We start from the raw sequence: 24322 nt of genomic DNA, 5'->3' as shown, positions 1-24322 counted from the left end.
GGCATTCCTCGAGAAACGCTGTGAATACCCTCAACGCCGTCTGGACACCTCGGTAATACCGACGGAACATCCCGGTAACGCCGCCTGAGATACCGCCCAGTCCGAATGCTCCCGCGGCGCTACAGCAGCGAGTCCAGGAAGCGGCGCGGCAGATCCGAACCGTCCGGGCCACCGGTGTCCAACGGCATCTCGTGGCGCAGGGTCCGCAGGATGTTCAGCACCCCGGGTCCGGCGTCCAGCAGCGGTCGCCGCCAGCCCAATGTGGCGCACCGGATCACCGCCGGGGTCAGCACCGCGATGGATTCACCGAGCCAGCCGGAGGCGGACAGGCATTCGGCCAGCAGCAGCGCGGAATCGAGTTCGGCGCGCGGGCGCTGCTGGTCACGGATGCGCGCGTGCAGCACCCGGGCGCGTTTGACCGCACTGTCGTCGGTACCGAGCGGCGCGAGGTCATCGCTGCCGCGATCCTCACCGCGGTAGTGCCGGGCCAGCAGCGCACGAATGGTGGCGATCTCCTCCGCCTCCGCGGTCAGCGCGGCGGACCCGGTGGCGTGCCGCAGCGGACGGACCATCGGGTCGGTCACCAGCCCCGCCGTCAACGGATCCGCGGGCAGACCCAGGCGCAGCCGCTCGGCGCGCACATGGGCGGCCAGCCGGGTCAGCTTGCGCTCGGCCGCTATTCGCGCACCCTCGGCGAGGCGGGCCGTGGCGGTCTCCAGGTCGCCGCGCACCGCCTTCACCCGGGCTCCGCTCACGAAGATGGTGACCAGGAAATCCACCGGGCCGACCCGGGCGGTGAGCTCGTGGCTCTGATCCAGCAGCCGTTCGGCGCTGTCGAGATCACCGCGCCGGTAGGCGACCTCACCCAGCAGGGCCGCCGCCACCCGCGCCGAATTCGAGCGGGAACCCGCGCGATCGCGCGCGGTCTGCCAGGCCTGCTCGAAACACCGTGTGGCCACCTCGACATCGAGTTGCTCATAGGCGATATCACCCCGGGCGCACAGCCCGAAGACCTCGCCGAGCGGGTCGCCCGACTGCGCGTGGAAGGGCGCGGCAAACTCCTGCATGGCCTGCGCACCCTCGAAGTCGAAGTCGCACAGGCGGACATAGGAAGCCAGATTCGCCGCGGTCGATACCGTCCACGGCGGCAGCTCATCGGCCAGCTTCAGACATTCGGTGAGCTTGTCGAGCACGCCGTCGGTGCGATCGCGCGCCACCTGATCGGCCGCCGCCAGCACCGCGGCCTGACAGCGCTCCCGCACCGCCTCGGTGTCGCCCGGCGAACTGCGCGCCGCCAGCATGTTCGACAAGCGCCCCAGCGCGGTACGGGCCGCGCCCGACTGCTGCAGGTTCACATTCGCCCGCGCCAGCGCCATCAACAGCTTGGAGCGCGAAGCCACCTGCTGCACAGGCAGTTTCGACACCGTGCCGAACAGGGTCGCCAGGCGGGAACTGTCGATCAGATCCATCCCGCCCTTCTCGACCAGATCCAGCGCGAAGTTCAGGTCGGTGGCGACCAGGGCGTGATCCACCGACTGCCGGATCAGATTGTGTGCGGCGAACCAGCGGGAAGCCTTGCCGTGCAACTTCTTCAGCTGCCCCGGGTGGGCGCGGTCGAGCCGGGCGCGCAGATAATCGGCCACCATGGGCTGCATCCGATACCAGCTCGGATCGTCGGAGACGCGGTGCACGAACAGTTCTCGCTGCTCGGCCTGATCCAGCAGATCGGCGGCGTCGCGGGCCCCGGTGAGCGCCTCGGCGAGCGAGGCGTTCACCCGCTCGGGAACCGCTACGGCGGTGAGGAATTCGAGCATGCGCGGCTCGATGGTGCCGAGCATATTCTCGGCGAGGTACTCCCGGATCGCCTTGTTGTCGCCGGAAAGTCCCGCGATGAGCCGATCCACGTCGTGATCGGCGGGCCGCAGCGACAGCCCCGCCAGTTGGATCGCGGCGGGCCAGCCGTCGGTGGCGCTGTGGATCTGTTCGACCTGACGCTCGGTCAACTGCAGACCCATACGCTCGACCAGGATTCGGCGGGTCTCCTCGGCGGTCAGCCGCAGTTGCGCGGAGCCGATCTCCACCAGCTCGTCGGCCACCTGCATGCGGCTCAGCGGCAGCCCCGCCCGCTCGCGGCTGGTGACCACGAAACGCAAATGGTGCGAACAGTTGTCGAGCAGCGACTCCATCGCCCGCTGTGCGCCCGCGTCGGTGATGCGATGCCAGTCGTCCACCACCACAACCACCGGGACGTCGCTGGCCTGCAGCTCGTCGATGATCGCCGACACCGCGTACGGCACCGCCTCGGCGGGCCGTTCCTCCAGCAGCTGCTCGAGCCCAGCGCCGATATCCGGGCGCACCTTGCGGATCGCGGCGACGATGTGCGCCAGCAGCCACACCTCGTTGTCGTCGTCGCGGTCGATGCCGATCCAGGCCACCGCGACCCCGCGGTCGGTCAGCTCGGCACACCACTGCGCGGCCAGCGTGCTCTTGCCGAATCCGGCCGGGCCGTGGATCACCGCCAAGCGGCGGCGGCCACCGGCACGCAGCGTTTCCAGCAGGCGCGGGCGCGGCACCGGCTCCCGGACCGGGGTCGGCGGGCGGAATTTCGTTGTGGCAGTGGGCGGCAGGGTGTTTCCGGTGGCGGGCGGGCGGCTGCTCGGGCCGGTGGACGGCCGCAGGGTCAGCGACGAACTCCGCGGCGGATTCACCACCGTCGAGGTGCGTGGGCGCGTATATGCCTGGGTGGCAGCCGATTCCGAGCCGTCCGCCGGCTGCTCCTCGCCGTCGAGCAACGCCATCTCGTCCGGTACCTGCCCGTGCTCGCCCTGCACCGCGCGCAGCAGGTCACCGAATTCCACGGCGGTGGCGGGCCGATCGCCCGGATCGGGCGCCATCGCGGCCTCGATGGCACCGGCCACATCGGGCGGAATCCGCAACTCCCGCAGGTCCGGAATCGGTTGCCCGGTAATGCGCAGGAACTGCGCGATGACCTTCTCCCCCGCCTGCCGCTCGTAGGCGGCGTGACCGGTCAGCAGGGCGAAGAGAGTGGAGCCCAGACCGTAGACGTCCGAGCGCACCGTCGGCTCGTCGCCCTTGAGGACCTCGGGCGCGGTGAACGCGGGCGAACCGGTGATCAGACTGGTGGAAGTGCGGAAACCACCTGGGATACGGGCGATTCCGAAGTCGGTGAGCTGCGGCTCCCCGTACCGGCTCAACAGCACATTGGCCGGTTTCACATCCCGATGCAGCACCTGTGCGCGGTGCGCGGTCTCGATGGCCCCGGCCAGTTTCACCCCGACCCGCAGCGAGTCCATCCACGACAGCGGCCCACTGTCGTGCACCACCTTCTCCAGGGATCCCCGCGTGGCATAGGGCATCACGATGTATGGGCGCCCGCTCGGCGTCACGTCCACCTGCAGGATGTCGACGATATTGGGATGCCCCGACAACCGGCCCATGGCGTGCTCTTCGCGCAGAAACCGCTCCAGGCCGTCGTCGTCTATCTCGGTGGACAACACCTTCACCGCGACCACCCGGTCCAGGGACCGCTGGGCACAACGGAACACCACTCCGAACCCGCCCCGGCCGATCTCCTCCGCATCGAACAGCCCCATGGCCTCGAGTTCGTCGGTCACGGCGATGGGAACGTATGCCTGCGTAGAGTTTTCGGACGGATCACGGTCTTCGGAGGAGTCACCCGGACGCGCCTGTAGGTTCATCTCCACCACCTCGAACTGCCACCGTCGAACTGGAACGAGCGCGTACCGAACGTACGGGCCGCTTCCGGTGTTCTACCCGCGCACAATCCAACGTAGCGCGGACCAGCACGGCGTGTCCCCGAATCAGCACCCCTGGCGGTAGTCCGTCCCACCCTGTTCATACTTGTTAATCGCCGAAACCCGGGTCGCGTAATCCGCGACCCGGGTTTCGGTTTCAGCTATTCAGCGGTGGGAACCGCCCTGGGTTACTTGCGCAGCGAAGCCGGGACCTCGAAGCGGCTGCCGAACTTGGCGGCCAGCTCGTCGGCACGGGCCACGAAGGCTTCCTGTCCACCCGGGTAGCCCACGATGAACTGGTGGGTGCCACCGGTCCAGGCCGGGAAACCGATGCCGAAGATCGAGCCGATGTTGGCGTCGGCGGTCGAGGTCAGCACGTTCTCGTCGAAGCACTTCTGGGTCTCGATGGCCTCGGCGAACAGCATGCGGTCCTTCAGGTCCTGCAGCGAGACGCCCTCGGGCAGCTCGGTGGAGGTCTTGAAGGTGGAGCGCAGCTCCGACCAGATGCCGGTGGCCTTGCCGTTGACGTAGTCGTAGAAGCCCGCGCCGCCGGCCTTGCCCTTGCGGTCGAACTCGCCCACCAGCTTGTCCAGGATCGAGGCCGTCGCGCCCGAGGCCGCGTCGATCTCGCCACCGGCGGCCACGATGGCCTCGGCGGTCTCCTTGTAGATCTTCTGCATGGTGGTGAAGTTCAGCTCGTCCGACAGCTTCAGCGGCGCGGCCGGGTAGCCCGCCTGCAGACCGGCCTGCTCGATGGTCTGCGGGTCGATGCCCTCACCGAGCATCATGATGGCCTCGTTGATGAACTTGCCGATCACGCGCGAGGTGTAGAAGCCGCGCGAGTCGTTGACCACGATCGGGGTCTTGCGGATCGCGAGGGTGTAGTCGTACACCCGGGCCAGCGCCTCGTCGGAGGTCTTCTCGCCCTTGATGATCTCGACCAGCGGCATCTTGTCGACCGGGGAGAAGAAGTGGATGCCGATGAAGTCCTCGGTCCGCTTCACGCCGTTGGCCAGCAGGGTGATGGGCAGGGTCGAGGTGTTGGAGCCGAGCAGCGCGTCCGCGTCGACGATGTCCTCGATCTCGGCGAAGACCTTGGCCTTCAGATCCGGGTTCTCGAACACGGCCTCGATGACGAAGTCCACGCCCGCGAAGTCGGCCGCGTCGGCGGTCGGGGTGATGCGGTCCAGCAGCGCCTTGGACTTCTCCTCGGTGGTCTTGCCGCGCGAGAGAGCCTTCTCCTCGAGCTTGACCGAGTAGTCCTTGCCGTGGTTGGCGGCCTCGATGGTGACGTCCTTGAGGACGACGTCGATGCCGGCCTTGGCGGTGACGTACGCGATGCCCGCGCCCATCATGCCCGCGCCGATCACGCCGACCTTCTTGATCTCACGCTTCGGCACGTCCTTGGGACGCGAACCGCCGTTGTTGATGTGCTGCAGATCGAAGAAGAACGCCTGGATCATGTTCTTGGCGACCGGGCCGGTCAGCAGGGACACGAAGTAGCGGGACTCGATCAGCGAGGCGTTGTCGAAGTCGACCTGAGCGCCCTCGACCGCGGCGGCCATGATCGCCTTGGGGGCGGGCATGTTCTGGCCCTTGAGCTGCTTGCGCAGGTTGGCCGGGAAGGCCGGGAGGTTGGCGGCCAGGGCCGGGGTGGACGGGGTGCCGCCCGGGATCTTGTAGCCCTTGACGTCCCACGGCTGCACGCCGCCCTCGGGGTTGGCCTTGATCCACGCCTTGGCGGCCGGGACCAGCTCCTCGACGGAGGCGACGGTCTCGTGGATCAGGCCGGAGGCCTTGGCCTTCGCGGCGGTGAACTTGGTGCCCTGCAGCAGGACACCCATCAGGCCGTTGGCGATGCCGAGCATGCGGGTGATGCGGGTGACGCCGCCACCGGCCGGGAGCAGGCCGAGGGAGACCTCGGGCAGGCCCAGCTGCACGGCCTTGATGTCGGCCGCGATGCGGTGGTGGGTGGCCAGGGTGATCTCCAGGCCGCCACCCAGGGCAGCACCGTTGATGGCCGAAACCACCGGCTTGCCAAGGGTTTCCAGACGACGCAGGTCGGCCTTGATGAAGGTGAGCTCCTCCATGATGCCCGCGGCGTCGGCCTTGGTGGTCTGCATCATGTTCTTGAGGTCGCCACCGGCGAAGAAGGTCTTCTTCGCCGAGGTGATGACGACACCGGTGATGTCGTCCTTCTCGGCTACGAGGCGATCGACCGTGGCGTGCATCGAGTCCTTGTAGAGCTGGTTCATGGTGTTGGCGCCCTGGTTGGGGTCGTCCATGGTCAGCACGACGATGCCGTCGGCGTCCTTTTCCCAGCCGATCATGTTCTCAGTCATTGTTTTTCGTTCTCCTGAAAAGTCTCGGGTGGGCGTTAGACGCGCTCGATGATGGTGGCGACACCCATGCCGCCGCCGATGCAGAGGGTGACCAGCGCGTAGCGCGCGTTGCGACGGTGCAGCTCGTCGACCATGGTGCCGGTGATCATGGCGCCGGTGGCGCCCAGCGGGTGGCCCATCGCGATCGCGCCGCCGTTGACGTTCAGCTTCTCGTCGGGGATCTGCAGGTCCTTCTGGAACTTCAGCACGACGGAGGCGAAGGCCTCGTTGATCTCGAACAGGTCGATGTCGTCGACCGTCAGGCCCGCCTTGGCGAGAGCCTTGTGCGCGGCCGGGGTCGGGCCGGTCAGCATGATGGTGGCGTCGGCACCGGAGGTGGCGGTCGCCACGACGCGGGCGCGCGGGGTCAGACCCGAAGCGGCGCCGGCCTCTTCGGAGCCGACCAGCACCAGCGCGGCGCCGTCGACGATGCCGGAGGAGTTACCACCGGTGTGGACGTGGTTGATCTGCTCGACGTAGGTGTAGCGCTGCATGGCGACGGCGTCGAAGCCACCCATGTTGCCGATGCCCTCGAAGGCCGACTTCAGCTTGCCCAGGTCGGCGGCGGTGGTGCCGCGACGCATGTGCTCGTCGTTGTCCAGCACGGTCAGGCCGTTGAGGTCCTTGACCGGGACGACCGAGCGGGAGAAGTAGCCGTTGTCCCAGGCGTTGGCGGACAGTTCCTGCGAGCGGGCCGCGTACGCGTCCACGTCATCGCGGGTGAAGCCCTCGATGGTGGCGATCAGGTCGGCCGAAATGCCCTGCGGGACAATGTAAGCGTTGTACGAGGTCCACGGGTCCATGAACATGGCGCCGCCGTCGGAGCCCATCGGCACGCGGGACATGGACTCCACGCCACCGGCGAGGACCAGGTCGTCGAAGCCCGAGCGGACCTTCTGGGCGGCCAGGTTGACGGCCTCGAGGCCCGAGGCGCAGAAGCGGTTGATCTGCACGCCGCCGACGGTGTCGGGCAGGTTCGCGGTCAGCACCGTGGTGCGAGCGATATCCGCGCCCTGATCGCCGACCGGCGAGACGACACCCAGGATGATGTCCGAGATGCGATCCTCGTCCAGGTTCGGGAACCGGTTCCGCAGCTCCTCGACCAGACCGGTGGTCAGGTCGACCGGCTTGACCGAGTGCAGGGACCCGCCGCGGTTCTTGCCGCGCGGGGTGCGGATGGCCTCGTAAATGTAGGCCTCTGTGGTCATATCGGAGTTTTCCTCTCTTGGGTGCGCCGTCACCGCGTTGTGCGGAACCGTGCCATGGCATTACCTCGCCGACCGGCCAGGACCGGTCGCCTAGACGCTGTACAAACAGCGCCCCGAGCAGGTTTGTCGACGCTCCGGTAACCCGTACGCCTGGGCATACCTTAGAACCTCGCGAAACCGATACTCACGGCCACCCGATCATAGTACCGAAATATGCGAACTCCGGTTAACTTAAGTTGCCCCGCAGGGGAACTGTCAACCCTCCAGAGGTGTGGCGCCCAACTCCGCGCGCAGTAGTGCTAGTGCCACCTCATCCGGGTCGCGGCGCTCTTCCGGAGGCACCGGCGTGGCCGCCTGCTCCAGCATCTCGCGCTCCTCCTCGGGCGTAGTAGCAGGTGGGACGCCGTCATAACCTACCGGTGAGTAGTCCCCCAGCCCGGGATCATCCGGAAGGTCCGGCCCGTCGGGCAGCGGAATGTCGTCCTCCGGCGGGGTATTCCGGACGGCATTCGCCCCCGGCCGCTCCACGGCCGCCGGACCCGGATCCACGGGTGCCGGAGCCGCCGACATGGTGGCGGCGGGCGCCGGACTCCCCCACCCGGTCGCCGCGGGTTCCTCCACGGGGGCCGCGACGGCGGCCTTGGCCTGACTCGGCCGGGAGAACTTCTGCGCGGCCTTCTTCGGCGCGGCGGGCGCACTCGCCGGACCTCCGGTCGCGGCGGCCTTCGCCGGGGCCGCGGCGGCGGCCGAACCGACTTCGAACTTCACCTCGTGGTCGCGGCCCAGCACGGCCCGGACCGCCGACCGCACCGCCTCCAGGTTCTGCGGCTGCGACAGCCGCTGCGCCAGCCCCCCGTTCTGATGCGCGAAGACGATGGTCTGCCCGTCGAGCCGCGACACACTCGCCCCGGACAGCAGTGCCTGCACGGTGGCCCCGAACTCCCGCACCTTGGCACGAATATCGGCCCAAGCCGCCTCGATCTCGGCCAACACGGCGTCATTCCCAGGCGCGACCTCGGCCGCGGCCGCGGAAACCTGCTCAACCGCACCCTGATCCACCTGCGTAGCCGGAGGCACCGGGGTCGCGGGCGCGGCGACCGGGGCGGCCGCGACAGCCTGCTGCGCCGCGGCGACCGGCTCGGGCGCAGCGGCCGATTGCGGTGTGGGCGCGGGGGCGGGCTCGGTAGCAGCGATCGAAGCCGCCTGGTGCGCCACATTGTCAGGTTCGACCGGACCGGCCGCCGGGGCAACGGGTTCGGCCGACACCGAAGGGGGCGCGGATTCAGCGACAACGGGGACCGGTTGTGGCGCAGGACTTCCCGCCACCGGGGCCGACACGGTCTGTGGAGCGGCGGCCGGTTCGACGGTGGCCTCGGGCGCGGCAGCTTCCGACTCGATCGCGGCCGAGACCTGTTGCGCCACAGCACGCTCGGCCGGATGCGTCCCGACCGATTCCGCGGGGACGGCCTGCGCGGGCGTTGCGGCCGGGGTGCTCACCGGCTCGGGCGGGGTGGCCTGCGGCGCAACGGTGTTGGCGATGGGCGACTGGGTTGCGGCCGACACCGGGGCGAGCTCGGGCGGGCGGACGGTCGACCCTCCCACGGCCGGACTACCCGATCCGGCAGCCTCGCCCGGAACGGGCGCAGCGGCCGGAGCAGCCGTTGCCGGGGTCGCGGTTACCGGTGCGGGCGCTGCCTCGGCGGCGGAAGGCGCTGGGTCACCGGTCTTTTCGGCGCGGATCGCGGCCAGGGCCGCGGCGCCGCGACGTCCCGGAGGCGCGGCGGCGGCCGCGGACGAGGCCGGGGTGGCGGGTGCCTGCGGCGCGGGCTGGGCCTGCGGCGGGGCTGTGTGCGCCTGCTGCGGCGCCGCCTGGCCCGGCTGCGGGGCGGCGGGGATTGCGCCGCTTGCGATTCGGCGTTCCAGCTGTTCCAGGCGTTGCAGGGTGGCGGTTTCGGCGTCGGAGGCCGCGGGGAGGAGCATGCGGGCGGCGATGACCTCGAGCAGCAGGCGGGGGTTGGTGGCACCACGCATGTCACCGAGGCCCTCGTGCAGGAGTTCGGCGTGGCGGGCCAGGGTGGCGGCGCCGAGGCGGTCGGCCTGGGCGTGCATGCGCTCGAGCACATCACCGGGGCCGGTGACCAGGTTGCGCTCGGCGGCGTCGGGGACGGCGCGCATGAGGATCAGGTCGCGGAGGCGTTCGAGCAGGTCGGTGGCGAAGCGGCGGGGGTCGTGACCCGCCTCGACCACGCGGTCGATGGTGCCGAACAGGGCCGCGCCGTCGCCGGTGGCCAGGGAGTCGACGGCATCGTCGATGAGGGCGACGTCGGTGACACCGAGCAGCGAGACCGCGCGCGGATAGGTGACGCCCTCCGGGCCCGCGCCCGCCAGCAGCTGGTCCAGCACGCTGAGGCTGTCGCGGGGCGAACCGCCGCCCGCGCGAATCACCAAGGGGTACACCGCCTCTTCGACCTGCACGTTCTCCTGGTCGCAGATCTTGCCGAGCAGGCCGCGCATGGTGGCGGGCGGCAGCAGCCGGAACGGGTAGTGGTGGGTGCGCGAGCGGATGGTGGGCAGCACCTTGTCCGGCTCGGTGGTGGCGAAGACGAAGATGAGGTGGGCCGGCGGCTCCTCGACGATCTTGAGCAGCGCGTTGAAGCCCGCGGTGGTGACCATGTGCGCCTCGTCGACGATGAAGACGCGGTAACGGGATTCGGCCGGGGCGTAGAAGGCGCGGTCGCGCAGTTCACGGGTGTCGTCCACACCACCGTGGCTGGCGGCGTCGAGTTCGATGACGTCGAGGTTGCCGGAACCGCCCGGACCCAGCGCCACACACGACGAACACACGCCGCAGGGTTTGGAGGTCGGGCCCTCCACACAGTTCAGCGAGCGCGCGAGAATGCGCGCCGATGAGGTCTTGCCACATCCGCGCGGTCCCGAGAACAGGTAGGCATGACTGATCCGCCCGGTATCGAGCGCGATGCTCAGGGGATCGGTGACGTGCTCCTGCCCCACCACTTCAGCGAACGTTGCCGGTCGGTACTTCCGGTACAGAGCCACGGGGGAAGGTTACCGGCCTCCACCGACAGCGGGTGATGCGCGCCGGGGCCGGTCGCCCGGTACGTCGCTTCCGTCCGGAGGACCGTCGATCGTGTGACACAAATCACGTCCAATCTCGAGCCCCGCTCAAAACCGACCGACCCGAACGGATATCTCGTTCACGCTCACAGCAAATTCTTAGCGTGTCTTTAGACAGGGATTGCCGAACCCGCCTCACCTGCTACGTCACCAGATACAGACTTACGTTCGGTTTCAACTCCACAGAGCGGACATAACGATCCAGTCAATCGATGCGGCAAGATCGCAATCGTTTGGCTACCGTGGACATCGGCAACTTCGGTAGCCAAACCTTCATCAGGTTGGTTGCCCCGGCCGGTCCCTCATCCCGACCGGGGCACAACCAAATTCCCGGAGGAAATGCCAAGTGCCGTCGCATGACGACATCGCCACAGCCTGGCTCTCCAGTACCGAATTCGCGGGCGACATCGCCGCGGTCGGACTGCTCAGTCGAGCCATCAGCCCGAGCGACTACGACATCAAGCGTGATTCGCTACCGGTGTCGGCCGCCGCCGACCCGGCCACCGCGAACGCCATTCTGGAACTGCTGCAGCGCGGCCAGGTGCCGACCATGGCGGCCATTCGCACCCTCATCGTGCAGAACGACATGCGAGCCGAGGCCGATCGGATCGAGCGGCTGGGCCGCCGCGCGCAGCGCAGCATCGACGACTTCGGGCGGGTACTGGCCAAGGTCACCGACGAATACTGGGTCGCGCACGGCACCGGCCCCACGCGGCGCGACATTCTGCTGACCGAACCCGTCATCGACCTGATCCGCGATCGGGTGGGCGAGATCGCCCCGACCGCCATCAAGCATCTGTGGCTCATCGAGCGCGCGCAGCGCGCGGGCTGGATCGCCTACAACGCCACGCCCCGATCCCTGTGCGCCGGAAGGCGTTTCCATGCCGCCCGGTACGGGAACCGGGTGTCGCTGCGACCGGTGAACACCATCGGCACGCTGGTCACCGCCTATCTGCGCGATCAAATGGCCGAGCAGGGCCGCCCGCCGCGCTGGTCGGTGCTGGCCTACGAACTGCGCGACGACCGTGGGCGGCGGGTGTTCAACGACACAGCCGACGCGCGCATGCAGCAGCAGTGGCTGGTGACCGCCGAGTGGATGGCGCTCGACGACGGCAATCCGGTGCCCGGCCCGCGCGGATTGCGCGCCTTGAACAAGAAGAGCCGGGAACAGCGCAGCTAGGGGTGTTACGGACGGGTTTCCTAACCCGCATATTTGTAACAGCGCCTTAACGTGAGGATTCGGTAACTTCCACGAAACGCGATCGCGCGTGGAAGAGGAGTTCCCGGATGCCAACACCCCATATCGACCCGGCGGCGACGGCCTGGCTGTTGGCCGCCACCGCGCTGGTGCTGCTCATGACGCCCGGATTGGCGATCTTCTACGGCGGCATGGTGCGTTCGAGCGGCGTGCTCAACATGCTGATGATGAGCTTCATCTCGATTCCGCTGGTGACGGTGGCCTGGCTGTTCGGTGGGTACAGCCTCGCGTTCGGGGATGACGCGGGCGGTGGAATCATCGGCGATCTCGGGCATTTCGGCCTCGCGGGGATCAATCCGGACACGGTGTTCGTGGTCGATTCGCAGACCGGGGCAGGGGTGCCGGAGCTCTTGTACGTCACCTTCCAGCTCACCTTCGCGATTTTGACGGTGGCGTTGATCAGCGGCGCGATCGCCGATCGCGCCAAGTTCTCGGCGTGGATGATCTTCGTTCCGGTGTGGGCGCTGATCGTGTACGCGCCGATCGCACACTGGGTGTGGACACCGGACGGCTGGCTGCAGCGCCTGGGCACGCTCGATTACGCGGGCGGCCTGGTGGTCGAGATCGCGTCGGGCGCTTCGGCATTGGCCATGGCGATCGTGCTGGGCCCGCGCGTGGGTTTCAAGCTGGATGCCATGCGGCCGCACAATCTGCCGTTCGTGCTGCTGGGCGCGGGTCTGCTGTGGTTCGGGTGGTTCGGGTTCAATGCCGGTTCCGCCCTGTCCGCCAATGGCATTGCCTCGGCGGTATTTCTGAACACGCTGGTGGCGGGCTGCCTGGGCATGCTGGGCTGGCTGGTGGTGGAGGCGCGCCGCGACGGCAAGCCGACCACCTTCGGCGCGGCCTCGGGCGCGGTGGCGGGTCTGGTCGCCATCACGCCGTCGTGCGGGTACATCAATACGACGGGTGCGGTGGTCGTGGGTCTGGCCGCGGGCGTGGTGTGTTCGTTCGCGGTGAGCTGGAAGTTCAAGGGCAACTACGACGATTCGCTCGACGTGGTGGGCGTGCACTTCATGGGCGGCATCATCGGCACCCTGCTGATCGGTTTCCTGGCTACCCGGGTGATGACCGGCGCGGACAGCAAGCGCGGCCTGTTCTACGCCGGTGGGCTCTCGCAGCTCGGCAAGCAGGCGCTGGGTGTGATCGTGGTGGCGGGCTTCGCCTTCGGGGTGACGTTCCTGCTGGGCAAGGTGCTGGACAAGACCATCGGTTTCCGGGTCAGCCGGGAGGACGAGCTCGGTGGCGTCGACTTCGCGCTGCACGCCGAGACCGCGTATGCCGAAGGCGTGCACGGGCATTCGCCGAGCCGGATCGGTAAGCCGCAGGGGCACTGACCCCATCGGCACGGTGAACCGACCGCGGTCAGTTCACCTTGCTGGCCGGAACGCTGAAGGTATTGCACTGCATGGCACGGTCCTTGGTGTAGCCGATCTCGAACCAGCCGCCCATGTTCTGGGCGGTGCCGTGATCGCGCATGTCGCCGGGACCGTCGCCGCGGTGGTAGGCGTCGTTGGTGGCCACGCTGATCTGCGCGTTGGTCAGTGAGCCGCCATTGTCGGAGGACGACAGGTACATGCCGTCGAAGCACTGGGCCTGCAGTTCGGTGCGGCGCGAGAGTTCCAGGCCGAGGGTGCTGCTGGCCCCGGCGTCCCGGCGCTGGGCATGCACCTTGCCGAGGATGCCCGCCTGCGCCTGCACGTGGTGGCCGTATTCGTGCGCGAAGACCGACAGGTAGACGACCCAGTTGTTGCCGAACAGATCGGTCTGCAGCTGACTGATCGGCATATAGATGGTCATATCCGCCGAGCAGTAGAAGGCGGCGAAGTTGTTCGAGTTGCCGGTGCACAGGGTGGTGATCCCGTTGGTGTCGGCGGACACGTTCAACTTCGGCGGTTCGAACGGCAGATTCATCTTGTCGAACAAGGGTTTCCACGCCGTCTGCAGGCAGTCGGCGGCGGTTTGGAAGAACTTGCGCGCCACCTCGACCTGGGTGCCCCACGGCGTGTACGCGCATTTGGCGGGCAGCAGGGTGTAGTCGGCATTGGTGAGCAGCGGATTGTCCGAGGTGGCCTGGACACCGTGGTTGTCGCCGCCGGAGTCACCGGCATAGGTGGTCTTGACGTTCGAGCCCGCGCTGATGGATGTCAGGCCCGTGGTGATGGCGGTGCGCAGCAGCACGCCGGTCACCAGCAGGATGAGGATGATCAGCAGCGCGCCGACCCGGCCGCGACGCCGCGGGACCGGGCGGGCCACCGGGATCGCACCGGTCGGCGGGGCCACCACCGGTGGCGGCATGGGGGCGCGGTAGCCGGGACGAGCCTGGCCGTACGGCTGCTGGCCGTAGCCGGGCTGCGATGGAAAGCCCTGCTGCGGCGGGTAACCCGGGCGGGGTGCGGACACGCCGGGCTGCTGTGGATAACCCTGGCGCGGCGGCATGCCGGGCTGTTGTGGATAACCCGAGGGCTGTGGATAACCCGGCTTGGGATACCCGGACGGCGGGGTGGGTCGCCCCGGCTGCTGGGGATTACCCTGCGGCCGTGGGTATCCGGGCGGCGGCTGTCGACCGGGCGGCGGCTGCTGGGGACCCGGCGTGCCGCCCTGCGGCGGGACGGCCGGGAACTGCTGGGGCGGGACCGGTGGATTGCCTTGGGGCGGCTGGTTTCCGGGCGGTGGCCCGGGGCGCTGGCCCGGGGGCGTCGGTCCGTGATCGGACGGTGGGCGAGTCATCCCCCGCACCCCCTCGTTTCTCAGAGATAACCTGCCGGCTCCATAGTCCTGCGCCTTGCCGCTGAGGAAGAATAGCAAGCTGGCTAGAGTGCACAGTCATGCAGATTTTCCGGGGGGCCGCCCTCGTCGCGCTGCTGCTCGCGCTGGCCGGGATGGCGGCGCCGTCCGCGGGCGCGCAGGCGAGCGGTGTGGATATCACCGCGGAGGTGAATCTGGGCGACGACGGTCTGCTGCGGGTCACCGAAACCGTGAAAGTGCCTGAGGGCGGGGACTTTCGGCAGGTCGTTCCACTGCGGGTGCAGACCGGCGCGAGCGTGCAGCGCAATTTCCAGGTGACCGATGTGTCCGCCGATGGGGACGGCGAGGCGAATGTCGCCGACGACGTGTTCACCATCCACGCGCGGCCCGGGTCGGCGACCTTCAAATACACCGTGCACAACACCGTCAGTGACGCCACGGGCGCGCAGGTGTTCCAGTGGACCGGCGTGCTGAACACCGATGTCGCGTCCATCGATGCGACGGTGTCGAGCCCGAGCTTCCGCATGGGCATCACCAAGTGCACCATCGGACCGCCGGGAAATCCACAGGACTGCGCCGATATTCGCGTGGAACCGGACGGCTTCGCGCATCTGACGAAGACCGATCTCCACAAGGGCGACATTCTGGATGTGACGCTGCAGCTGCCGCCGAACACCGTGAAGGCCAATGCGGATGTCCACGACAACAATGCGCCCAACGCTTTCTCGCTGACCGGCCCGGTCTACGCCGCCTTCGGGGTGCTGCTCGCGGCGCTGGCACTTGCGGCGGGATACGTGGTGTGGTCGCGGCGTTCGGGTCCGGCGGGGACCGAGGTGCTGGATCCGCTGATGCGCGAGGGCGATCACGTCGTGTTCTCCTCCCCGGAGGGCATCCTGCCCAGTACGGCCGGGCTGCTGCTGGACGGGCACGCCGATGCGCCGGATATGGCCGCCACGGTGGTGGATCTGGCGGTACGCAACTACGTCTGGGTGAGTCGGGAGAGCGAGTCGGATTGGCGCTTCGCCCGGGTGAACCCGGCCGACGAGCAGCTGTCGCGGTACGAACGCGCGGTTTACGCGGCACTGATTCCGGAGGGCTCGGATTCGGTGCTGTTGTCCGAGCTCCGCGGCAAGCTCGACGCGAAGGCCGTGCGTAAGGCCCTGATCGATGATGCGGTGGCCGCGGGTGTCTTCGTCGACCGCACCCGCCGTGGTCTCGAATTCTGGCTCGGCGCAGCGCTGATCGCGCTGGGCGTGATCGCCACCGTCGCGCTGGCCGTGGGCCCACAGCGGCACGCCCTGGTCGGCGTGGCCATTGCCCTGGGTGGCGTCGCCGCGCTGCTGCTGCCGCGCTACCTGCCCGCCCGCACGGTGCTGGGCCGGGAGCTGACCCGGGAAGTGCAGGCCATGCAGCGCGGCTTGGATGCGATTGTGCCGCAGCGGATTCCGGCGGCGGATCAGGAGCTGGTGTTCTCGCGGGCCTTGCCGTTCCTGGTGGCGGCGCGGCGCGGCGACCAGTGGGTGCGTACCTTCCGGGAGCTCGATCCGACGGCGGACGGCAGTCCCGGCGTGTACTGGTTCGGCGGCTTCGAGGGCGATCGCCGGCTGCACGGATTCGGCGCGCATTTCCCGTACTTCATCACCGCCGTGGAGGGTCTGTTCCGGGGCGCGGACCAGCGATGACACGCCCGGATCGACCGATATCCCGACCGATGTACGAGGGGTCGGAGTCCGCTATTGTCGCGCCGTGAGCAATCTCTCAGCAATATCGCTGGCCACGCCGATAGTCATCGAAGTCCCATGACCGACCGTCATCTCGCGCTGAATGCTCAGGATTTGAGCAATCCCACCGCTATCCGTAATACGGATGCCGGTTTCGGCCGCGCGGTGCGGGTCCGGACGGCCGCGCTGCGCGCGGAGTACCTGGTGCAGAATCCGCAGGCGGTGCTCGCCGATGTGGCGTGGTGCTCGCGGGCCATCGCCGGGTACCTCACCCTGGACGATCCGCACGGCGCGACCGACGGGGTGCGGCGGGCGGTCGCGGATTCGGCGGCGGCACAGGCAACCCGGCTGCGGGCGGTCGCCCGGCACGCCGGGCAGGAGCCGCTCGAGGTGACGCTGGCGGGAGCACGGTGGACGGTCCCGGCCGGGGGCGGCGTGGTCGCGCCGCCGACGGTGGCGGATCTGCTCAACGGGCTGTGGCCCGCGCTGATCGGACGCGATCCGGAGCTGCTCGGCTTCCTGCTCGGCGCGCCCGGCAGTCCCGGCTACCCGCTGTCGGCGACCACCCGGACCGGGTATCCCGCGGAGCGCTGCCTGTACCTGTGGGCGGATGCCTGGCAGCGGGTGTGGACCGGTGATCCGGCAGCGGAGACGGTCATCGTCGACGGCATCGAGGCCGCGGTGGATGTGCAGGCCACCGCGGGCGACGACTACGCGCTCACCATCGCCTACTCCGCGCTGTGCCTGCTGGACGCGGTATTGCGCGGTGAGGCCGCCGAATTCGACACCGCCCTGGTGGAGGGCCTGGAATTCCACCGGAGCTTCTGGGAGGCCCAGCCGCGCTGGCTCGATCCGGAGGGCTTCATCGCCTGGCCGCTGCTGGCGGTCGCCTGCCTGGCGGTGGATCGCGGCATGCGGCCGAGCATCGACACCGGATACCTACCAGCCGGATTGCTGTACCGCGCCACGGCAGGCTGAGCGGCCGGCCGGCGGTTCCCCCCGTCATCCCGGCATGTTGTTGGCCGGGATCCACACCGCTGTGCTGGATTCCGGCCAAGAACGCGCCGGAATGACGGGGTCTTTCCCTGCGGTCAGCCGTCGGCGTGAACGGCCAGCGCTCGACGAGCGTAGGCGCGGACGTCGGCGTCGCTGTCGGCGAGCGCGGCATCCAGGGCGACGCGAGCCGCGGCGGATTCGGGCCACGTACTGAGTGTGAGCACCGCGGCCTTACGGATGTCGGGGTGAATGTCGGCAAGGGCGGTGCGCAGCGGCTCGGCGGCGTGGTCGGGTCCCACCGCCGCGAGTCCGCGGGCCGCGCCCTCGCGGATCTGCCAGGCCGAATCACCCAATGCGGCGGTCAAAGTCGCGGTGTCCACCACCGTGCCCAGCCTGCCGAGCGCCGTGAGCGCCGCGGCCCGCACCAGCGGGTCGCGGTCGCCGAGCAGGGTGCGGACGGTGTTCGCCCCGCCCCCGCCGATGGTGGCGAGGCCCCGCGCGGCCGCGATCCGTACCTCACGGTTGTCGTCGTGGGCGGCGGCGGTCAGCGCGTGCCAATCGTCCAGGGACACCAGGCCCTGGACCGCCTGGACGCGCACGCGGTGGTCGGCGTCGACGGCTGCCTTCGCGAAGAGTTCGGGGCTGCCGGTCCGGAGGGCGCGCAGTAGATCCACCACGGCGGCACGCACGATCGGATCCGGGGAGTCGACGTGGCTCGCGAGACCGGCTGCGGCGGGCAGGATTTCGACCAGCTCGCGCAGACCGGCGACGGCGGTCGCGCGCACCCGCGCATCCTGGTCCGCGAGCGCGTCGATGAGCGGGTCCGCGAAACCGTCGGGAGTGTGTTCGGTGAGGACCGACAGCGCGGTGGCCCGCACCCGCGGATCGGGATCGGCAAGGAACGGGGCCAGTTCGGCGACGTCGGGTGCGTCGAGAGCGAGCAGCAGTGCGATACCCGGCGCGACAAGTTCTTTCGCCACCGGGGTCGAGTGGGTGCGAAGCTGTGCGTCCAGGCTCGGCGGCGTCCCGAGGACCGTCGGTTGCTCCACGGCGATGACTGCGGGGTCGTCCGATGGCAGGTCGTCGAAGCCGGGAACCGGGACGAAATACGGTGCGACCGGGCGCTTCAGGAATTCCATCTCCCCGTCGGCGCCCTTGCGCAGGTTCAGGTGGTAGCGCCATTCGACATCGTCGCGTTCGGGCAGGTCGGCGCGCTCGTGGTAGAGCCCCCACCGGGATTCGGTGCGGGTGAGTGAGGAGCGGGCCGCCATTTCCGCGCAGTCGCGAATGAAGCTCACCTCGGCGCAGCGCATGAGTTCGTGCGGGGTGCGGGCGCCCATCCCGTCGAGATCGTCGCGCATGCGGTCGAAGGTCTCGATGGCCAGGGAGAGTTTGGTGGCCGTCTTGGGCGGGGCCACATAGTCGTTCACGAAGCGGCGCAGCTTGTATTCGACCTGGGGTTGCGGCGGACCGTCGGGGTGGCGCAGCGGCCGGTAGACGAGTTCGTGGGCGGCGGCGAGCTGATCGGCGGGCAGGTCGGCCGGTGCGGGGACCTCGTCGAGGGTCGTGGCGGCGTGTGCACCCGCGAGATCGCCATAGACGAACGCGCCGATCATGTAGTTGTGCGGGACGCAGGCCAGGTCACCGGCGGCGTAGAGGCCCGAAACCGTCGTGCGGGCATGTTCGTCGACCCACACGCCGGAGGCGGAATGTCCACTGCACAAACCGATTTCGGAGATGTGCATCTCGATGTCGTGGGTGCGGTAGTCGTGGCCGCGATTGGCATGGAAGGTGCCGCGGGTGGGGCGTTCGGTGGTGTGCAGGATGCCTTCGAGGGCCTCGAGGGTCTCCTCGGGCAGGTGTGAGACCTTCAGATAGATGGGCCCGCGCGCGGATTCGATCTCCCGCTTCACCTCGGCCATCATCTGCCCGGACCAGTAGTCCGAGTCCACGAAGCGTTCGCCGAGCGCGTTGACCTGGTAGCCGCCGAACGGATTCGCGACGTAGGCGCAGGCCGGGCCGTTGTAATCCTTGATGAGCGGGTTGATCTGGAAGCATTCGATACCGGAGAGCTCCGCGCCCGCGTGATAGGCCATGGCGTAGCCGTCGCCCGCATTGGTGGGGTTCTCGTAGGTGCCGTAGAGGTAGCCGGAGGCGGGCAGGCCGAGCCGACCGCAGGGACCGGTGGCGAGGATAACGGCCTTCGCGGCGACGGCCACGAATTCGCCTGTGCGCGTGTTCAATGCGGCCGCACCGACCGCGCGGCCGTTGTCGGTCAGCACCCGCACCGGCATGAGCCTGTTCTCGATCCGGATGCGTTCGCGCATCGTGCGTTGCCGCAGCACGCGATACAGCGCCTTCTTGACGTCCTTGCCCTCCGGCATGGGCAGCACGTACGACCCGGACCGGTGCACGCGGCGCACCGCGTACTCGCCGTAGGCGTCCTTCTCGAACTTCACCCCGTAGCGTTCCAGCCGCTGCACCATGGCGAAACCGCGGGTGGCGGTCTGATAGATGGTGCGCTGGTTGACGATTCCGTCATTGGCGCGGGTGATCTCGGCGACGTAGTCCTCGGGTTCGGCCTTGCCGGGGATGACGGCATTGTTGACGCCGTCCATCCCCATGGCGAGCGCGCCCGAGTGGCGGACGTGCGCCTTCTCCAGCAGCAGCACGTTCGCGCCCGCTTCGGCGGCGGTGAGCGCGGCCATGGTGCCCGCGGTGCCGCCGCCGATGACCAGCACATCGCAGTCCAGGCGGGTGGTGTCGTCGAGATCGGGGATGTCCATCAGTTCAGAGCCTCCGTGAGCTCGCCCGAATGATCGAGGGCGGCAATGATTTCGGTGCGTAGGGCGGAGCGGTCGACGCCGGATTCGCGCGGGCGGGGGACGTCCCGCAGGGTGCGCAGCGGTGCACCCGCACGGCCCAGCACCGCGATGCGGTCGCCGAGCAGCAGCGCCTCGTCCACGTCGTGGGTGACGAAGACGACGGTCGCCGGGTGCGTGCGCAGGGTATCGATCAGCAGGCGCTGCATGGTATTTCGGGTCTGGGCGTCGAGCGCGCCGAAGGGTTCGTCCATCATGACCGCGCGCGGTGCACCCGCCAGCCCACGCGCCAACTGCACGCGTTGCCGCATGCCGCCGGACAGGGATTTGGGCAGGAAGTCGGCGAATCCGGTGAGCCCGATCTCGGCGATCCACCGGTCGGCCAGGGAGCGCCGCCCGGCGCGGGGTTCGCCGCGCAGCCGCAGCGCCAGTTCGATATTGGCGCGCACCGTCTTCCACGGCAGCAGCGCGTTGTCCTGGAAGACGACGGCGCGGTCGCGGTCGGTGCCGGTCACGTCGATCCCGTCGGCCAGCACCCGGCCCGAGTCCGGCCGCAGCAGTCCGGCCAGGGCCCGCAGCACGGTCGACTTTCCGCAGCCGGAGGGGCCGGTGAGGATGAGGATCTCGCCGGGATGCACGGTGAGCGACAGGTCGGTGATCACGGGCGCGCCGGTGTAGGACAGCGCCACCCGGTCGAGGGTCAGTTCCATTCCGGTCGTGGTCATTTCACCGTCTCCTCGCCACGCGGCAGCCAATGCGTGACGCGCCTGCCGATGAATTCCACTGCCGCCGAGGTGGTGTAGCCGAGCACGCCGATGGTGATGATCCCGACGAACACGCCCGGATAATCGACGATGGTGTATGCCTGCCAGGTGCGATAGCCGACACCCAAACGGCCCGAGATCATCTCGGCCGACACCACGCAGATCCAGGCCACGCCGATCCCGGTGGACAGTCCGCTGAACACGCCGGGCAGGCTGCCCGGCAGCACCACCCGCCACAGCACGTCGAACCGCGTGCCGCCCTGCGTGCGCACCGATTCTTCCCAGATGGTCGGCAACGCCCGCACCGCGTGCCGGGTGGCGACCATGACCGGGAAGAACGCGGCCAGGAAGGTGATGAACACGATCCCGGCCTCGTCGTCGGGGAACAGCAGGATGGCGACGGGCACGATGGCGATGGCCGGAATCGGCCGGGCCAGCTCGGTCAGCGGGCCGAGGATGTCGGCGAACCAGCGCGAACGACCCAGTGCCACACCGCTGCCCACGCCCAGCACGGCCGCCAGGCCGAATCCGGTGAGGATGCGGATCAACGACTGCCCGAGGTCGAGATAGTAGGCGTCGGTGCCCAGTTGATGCTGGAACGCCCGCACGATCTGGGTGACGGTCGGCAGCGTATCGAACCGCACCCACACCCGAATGTGCTGCGAGGTCAGCCACTGCCAGACCCCGACGGCCGCGAGCACGGAGGCGATCCGAACCAGCCGCGAGACCCACGCCGACCGCCCGGCCCGCGCCCGCGCACCGGTGGCCGGACGCGCCGTATCCGTGCGCGAAATCTCCAGCGGCGCGACGGTGGTGGCGCTCATCGCGGCACCACCCACCGGGTCGCTGCGCCCATCCGCACGGTCCTCACGACCGCACCTCGGTCACGGCCTGGTCGTAGCCGACGACCTTGCCGGTGGGGTGCTGCGCCAGGTAGCGCTGGACGGCGGCCTGCGTGGTGAAGGGCAGGTAGTTGTCGCCGTCGTGCACCCACAGCGCCTTGTCGGCGAACCAGCGGGTGCCGAGCTCGGCGTCGGGGACGTAGGCGGCGCGGACCGTCTTGCCCTGTGCGCGAGCCTGTTTCACCGCGCGCAGCAGCGCGTTGGCGTCGCCGACCGATTGGGTGGCGGTCTCCCCGGCGAGCCACAGTTCGCCGCCCGCACCCGGCAGCGGGTTGGCGTTGTTGCCGAGTTCGGCGTCGTAGTTCAGTCCACGTTCCTGGTACGCCTGCTTCAATGCCGCCGGGTCGACGAACTTGTCGATATCGAGGTCGGCGAAGTCGCCGATCGACTTCAGGTACGGCACATCGCCTTTGAAGGCGGCGATGAGCGACGGCTTCAGCGTGGTGTCGAAGGAGGTTCCGCCCGGCCCGTTGTAGAGGTACACGACCTCCGGGGCCAGCCCGGAGTTGTCGGCGACCACCTGCGCCGCCGCCACGGGGTGCTGGTGGATGAAATCGGTGGCGTCCAACTGGGCCTGCAGGAAGGCATCGAGCACCTCCGGGTGCTGGGCGGCGTAGTCGCGACGGGCGACGACGCCGTGGAAGGTCGGGACATCGAGTTCCGCGCCGTCGTAGAGCAGCTTGGCCTTGTTCTGGAACACCAGCAGGCCGGGCCAGGCCACGAACTGCGACAGCGCCGCCACCTGACCGGATTCCAGTGCGGAGGAACCGATCTGGGGCTGCTGGTTGAGCACCTCGACCCCGTTCTTGGGATCGATACCGGCGCGGGTCAGCGCCTGCACGAGCGTGCCGTGCCCGGCGGAGCCGACGCTGGCCGAGACCTTCTGCCCGGCCAGGTCGGTGATCGACTGCGCCTTGGAGTCCGGCGCGACCACCACCATGTTCAGCGCGCCCTTGGGGTTGTAGCCGGTGATGGAGACCAGTTCGGTCTTGGCGCGCTCGTTGGCCTGGGTGCGAGATCCGTTGATCAGCAACGGGTAGTCGCCCATCGAGCCGATGTCGATCTTCTCCGCCACCATCTGCGCGGTGATGGGTGCGCCGGTGTCGTAGTCCTGCCACTCGACCTGGTACTTGTGGCCGTTGTTCAGGTTGTTCAGGCGCTGCTCCAGAAAGCCCTTGGCCTTCAGCAGGGTTCCGGCGGTGACGGTGTTGATGGTCTTGGACTGGTAGCCGATGACGACCTTGACGGTGTCACCGCCGCCGGTGCTCTCGAGCGAGCAGCCCGACGCGGTCAGGGCGAGGGCCGCGGCGAGCGCGGCGATCCGGGTGGGGTGGATTTCACGAAAGGTCCACAGCATGACATTTCCTCAACGCAGCAGGTAGGGCATATTGACGGTGACCGCGCCGGTGGGACAGCGCGCGGCGCACGGGCCGCAGTACCAGCACTCGTCGACGTGCATGAACGCCTTGCCGTTGTCGGGGTTGATCGCCAGCGAATCCAGCGGGCAGATCTCCACGCACAGCGTGCAGCCCTGGATGCAGAGCGATTCGTCGATGGTCACCGGGACGTCCGCCCGCTGCTCGATAAGGGCCATCAGGCCAGGCTCCAATCGTCCGGCGGCCGGATCAGGCTGCCGCGCATGGTGATCCGGTCGCCGCGCATCCGGATGTATTCCAGGTCGACCGGGCGGCCGTCCTCGAGTTTGGTGAGCCGTTCGAGCAGCAGCAGGGCGCCGCCCTCGGGCATCTGCAGGGTCATGGCCGAGTGGGCGTCGGCGGTGATGGCCTCCAGCGCCAGGTCCGCGGACCCGAGCGGGCCGCCGCCGATCTGCTCGATCAGGGCGAAGACGTCATTGGTCTCCAGGTCCCGGGTGATGACCTCGTCGCCGATGTCGGGGACCAGGTAGGTGAGGTCCAGGCTGAGCGGCAGGTCGCCGAGGTAGCGCAGGCGCTCGATGTAGACGGCCTGCTCCCCCGGCGCGAGCCGCAGCTTGCGGGCGACCGCGGGCGGCGGGGTGACCCGCCGCGCGGCGCGCACCTCGTTGTGCACCTCGCCGTGGCCGCGCAGGGTCTCCTTCAGACCGAGCAGGGCGTCGAGGCCGTGGTCGTATTTGCGGCGGGCGACATGGGTGCCGACCTTCGGGGCGCGCTCGATCAGGCCCTCGTCCTTCAGCAATGCGAGCGCGTCGCGGACGGTATTGCGCGACACCGCGAATTCGGCGGACAGTTCGGGTTCGCCCGGCAGGGCGCGGTCGAAGGTGCCCGCGTGAATCTGCTGGCGCAATACATCCGCCACCTGACGGGCGCGATCGGCGCGCCGTTCGGGGGCGCGCAACGGTACCGGTTCCGGCGACACCTGAACTCCTTCCATGCCCTTCGATCTGCGATTACTGGGCCGTTGACCTGCGATTTCAGAACTGTAGCGGCGGAAAGACGGGCTGCTCGGGGCTCACCATCGCCCGGTGCGGGCGGTGCGCGTTTGCGCCGCCCGCACCAACGCGCGGCCTGCTGGAATGCCCGCGATTCGGGCTATTGCGCCACCCCGGTCGCGGTCGGTCGCCTTGAAATCAGGGTGAGCGGAATAAGCGGGTCGATTTCTCGAGATGTGAGAGCGT

General features: G+C 68.8%; 15 protein-coding genes. 4 read left to right on the top strand and 11 right to left on the bottom strand.

Annotation, left to right across the window (positions count from 1 at the left end; translation table 11 throughout):
• Nucleotides 1-119: 119 nt before the first annotated feature.
• From ACYVN4_RS16385 to ACYVN4_RS16370, 4 genes are all read right to left on the bottom strand, one after another.
• On the bottom strand, nt 120-3635 hold the full coding sequence (locus ACYVN4_RS16385) for a protein kinase domain-containing protein (RefSeq protein ID WP_460721880.1): 3516 nt from the start codon (nt 3633-3635) through the stop codon (nt 120-122).
• 329 nt (nt 3636-3964) lie between these two features.
• The gene (locus ACYVN4_RS16380; RefSeq protein ID WP_460721878.1) at nt 3965-6118 is read right to left on the bottom strand and encodes a 3-hydroxyacyl-CoA dehydrogenase NAD-binding domain-containing protein; all 2154 of its coding nucleotides are present in this window, start codon (nt 6116-6118) and stop codon (nt 3965-3967) included.
• A gap of 35 nt (nt 6119-6153) precedes the next feature.
• Entirely contained in the window at nt 6154-7365 is a 1212-nt protein-coding gene (locus ACYVN4_RS16375) for an acetyl-CoA C-acetyltransferase (protein ID WP_460721876.1), read from the bottom strand.
• Between the two features lie 255 nt (nt 7366-7620).
• Nucleotides 7621-10422, bottom strand: coding sequence for a DNA polymerase III subunit gamma and tau (locus ACYVN4_RS16370; protein WP_460721874.1), 2802 nt, complete (start codon nt 10420-10422; stop codon nt 7621-7623).
• Nucleotides 10423-10846: 424 nt separating this feature from the next.
• On the opposite strand from ACYVN4_RS16370, the gene ACYVN4_RS16365 reads away from it, so the two are divergent.
• Together ACYVN4_RS16365 and ACYVN4_RS16360 are read left to right on the top strand one after the other, a co-directional pair.
• Entirely contained in the window at nt 10847-11680 is an 834-nt protein-coding gene (locus ACYVN4_RS16365; RefSeq protein ID WP_460721872.1) for a hypothetical protein, read from the top strand.
• A 107-nt stretch (nt 11681-11787) separates the two neighbouring features.
• Nucleotides 11788-13092 (top strand): ammonium transporter, encoded by a 1305-nt coding sequence (locus ACYVN4_RS16360; RefSeq protein WP_460721870.1) that lies wholly within the window; start codon nt 11788-11790, stop codon nt 13090-13092.
• Nucleotides 13093-13120: 28 nt separating this feature from the next.
• Here ACYVN4_RS16360 and ACYVN4_RS16355 read toward each other — a convergent pair whose 3' ends face one another.
• Entirely contained in the window at nt 13121-14485 is a 1365-nt protein-coding gene (locus ACYVN4_RS16355) for a neutral zinc metallopeptidase (protein ID WP_460721868.1), read from the bottom strand.
• A gap of 98 nt (nt 14486-14583) precedes the next feature.
• Between ACYVN4_RS16355 and ACYVN4_RS16350 the strand changes: the two genes are divergently transcribed.
• Together ACYVN4_RS16350 and ACYVN4_RS16345 are read left to right on the top strand one after the other, a co-directional pair.
• The gene (locus ACYVN4_RS16350) at nt 14584-16185 is read left to right on the top strand and encodes a DUF2207 family protein (protein ID WP_460721866.1); all 1602 of its coding nucleotides are present in this window, start codon (nt 14584-14586) and stop codon (nt 16183-16185) included.
• Between the two features lie 117 nt (nt 16186-16302).
• Nucleotides 16303-17202, top strand: coding sequence for an immunity 49 family protein (locus ACYVN4_RS16345; protein ID WP_460721864.1), 900 nt, complete (start codon nt 16303-16305; stop codon nt 17200-17202).
• A 113-nt stretch (nt 17203-17315) separates the two neighbouring features.
• Here the strand turns inward: ACYVN4_RS16345 and ACYVN4_RS16340 are convergent, their stop codons facing one another.
• Genes ACYVN4_RS16340 through ACYVN4_RS16315 form a run of 6 tightly spaced genes read right to left on the bottom strand, consistent with a single transcriptional unit; the run spans nt 17316 to nt 24078 of the window.
• Nucleotides 17316-20006: a fumarate reductase/succinate dehydrogenase flavoprotein subunit gene (locus tag ACYVN4_RS16340; protein ID WP_460721862.1), complete on the bottom strand. Its 2691-nt coding sequence runs from the start codon at nt 20004-20006 to the stop codon at nt 17316-17318.
• Nucleotides 20006-20767 carry an ABC transporter ATP-binding protein gene (locus tag ACYVN4_RS16335; RefSeq protein WP_460721860.1) on the bottom strand — a complete coding sequence of 254 codons (762 nt, stop codon included), beginning with the start codon at nt 20765-20767 and terminating at the stop codon, nt 20006-20008. Before ACYVN4_RS16335 ends, ACYVN4_RS16340 begins: the two co-directional genes overlap by 1 nt.
• Nucleotides 20764-21630, bottom strand: a complete 867-nt coding sequence (locus ACYVN4_RS16330; RefSeq protein ID WP_460721858.1) for an ABC transporter permease — start codon at nt 21628-21630, stop codon at nt 20764-20766. Before ACYVN4_RS16330 ends, ACYVN4_RS16335 begins: the two co-directional genes overlap by 4 nt.
• A gap of 43 nt (nt 21631-21673) precedes the next feature.
• Entirely contained in the window at nt 21674-23065 is a 1392-nt protein-coding gene (locus ACYVN4_RS16325; protein WP_460721856.1) for an ABC transporter substrate-binding protein, read from the bottom strand.
• A 9-nt stretch (nt 23066-23074) separates the two neighbouring features.
• Nucleotides 23075-23302, bottom strand: coding sequence for a 4Fe-4S dicluster domain-containing protein (locus tag ACYVN4_RS16320; protein WP_460721854.1), 228 nt, complete (start codon nt 23300-23302; stop codon nt 23075-23077).
• Nucleotides 23302-24078: a GntR family transcriptional regulator gene (locus ACYVN4_RS16315; protein WP_460721852.1), complete on the bottom strand. Its 777-nt coding sequence runs from the start codon at nt 24076-24078 to the stop codon at nt 23302-23304. Before ACYVN4_RS16315 ends, ACYVN4_RS16320 begins: the two co-directional genes overlap by 1 nt.
• Nucleotides 24079-24322 lie beyond the last annotated feature (244 nt).

This window comes from Nocardia heshunensis, assembly GCF_054782115.1.
Note: the sequence above shows the minus strand (reverse complement) of the source record. Positions and strands in the feature narration are given on the sequence as shown.

What these genes read in the sequence shown, in the direction of transcription:
- ACYVN4_RS16380 (WP_460721878.1), bottom strand. Translation starts at nt 6,118, where the DNA reads ATGACTGAGAACATGATCGGCTGGGAAAAGGACGCCGACGGCATCGTC.
- ACYVN4_RS16315 (WP_460721852.1), bottom strand. Translation starts at nt 24,078, where the DNA reads ATGGAAGGAGTTCAGGTGTCGCCGGAACCGGTACCGTTGCGCGCCCCC.
- ACYVN4_RS16325 (WP_460721856.1), bottom strand. Translation starts at nt 23,065, where the DNA reads ATGCTGTGGACCTTTCGTGAAATCCACCCCACCCGGATCGCCGCGCTC.
- ACYVN4_RS16335 (WP_460721860.1), bottom strand. Translation starts at nt 20,767, where the DNA reads ATGACCACGACCGGAATGGAACTGACCCTCGACCGGGTGGCGCTGTCC.
- ACYVN4_RS16320 (WP_460721854.1), bottom strand. Translation starts at nt 23,302, where the DNA reads ATGGCCCTTATCGAGCAGCGGGCGGACGTCCCGGTGACCATCGACGAA.
- ACYVN4_RS16350 (WP_460721866.1), top strand. Translation starts at nt 14,584, where the DNA reads ATGCAGATTTTCCGGGGGGCCGCCCTCGTCGCGCTGCTGCTCGCGCTG.
- ACYVN4_RS16355 (WP_460721868.1), bottom strand. Translation starts at nt 14,485, where the DNA reads ATGACTCGCCCACCGTCCGATCACGGACCGACGCCCCCGGGCCAGCGC.
- ACYVN4_RS16340 (WP_460721862.1), bottom strand. Translation starts at nt 20,006, where the DNA reads ATGGACATCCCCGATCTCGACGACACCACCCGCCTGGACTGCGATGTG.
- ACYVN4_RS16330 (WP_460721858.1), bottom strand. Translation starts at nt 21,630, where the DNA reads ATGAGCGCCACCACCGTCGCGCCGCTGGAGATTTCGCGCACGGATACG.
- ACYVN4_RS16375 (WP_460721876.1), bottom strand. Translation starts at nt 7,365, where the DNA reads ATGACCACAGAGGCCTACATTTACGAGGCCATCCGCACCCCGCGCGGC.
- ACYVN4_RS16360 (WP_460721870.1), top strand. Translation starts at nt 11,788, where the DNA reads ATGCCAACACCCCATATCGACCCGGCGGCGACGGCCTGGCTGTTGGCC.
- ACYVN4_RS16345 (WP_460721864.1), top strand. Translation starts at nt 16,303, where the DNA reads ATGACCGACCGTCATCTCGCGCTGAATGCTCAGGATTTGAGCAATCCC.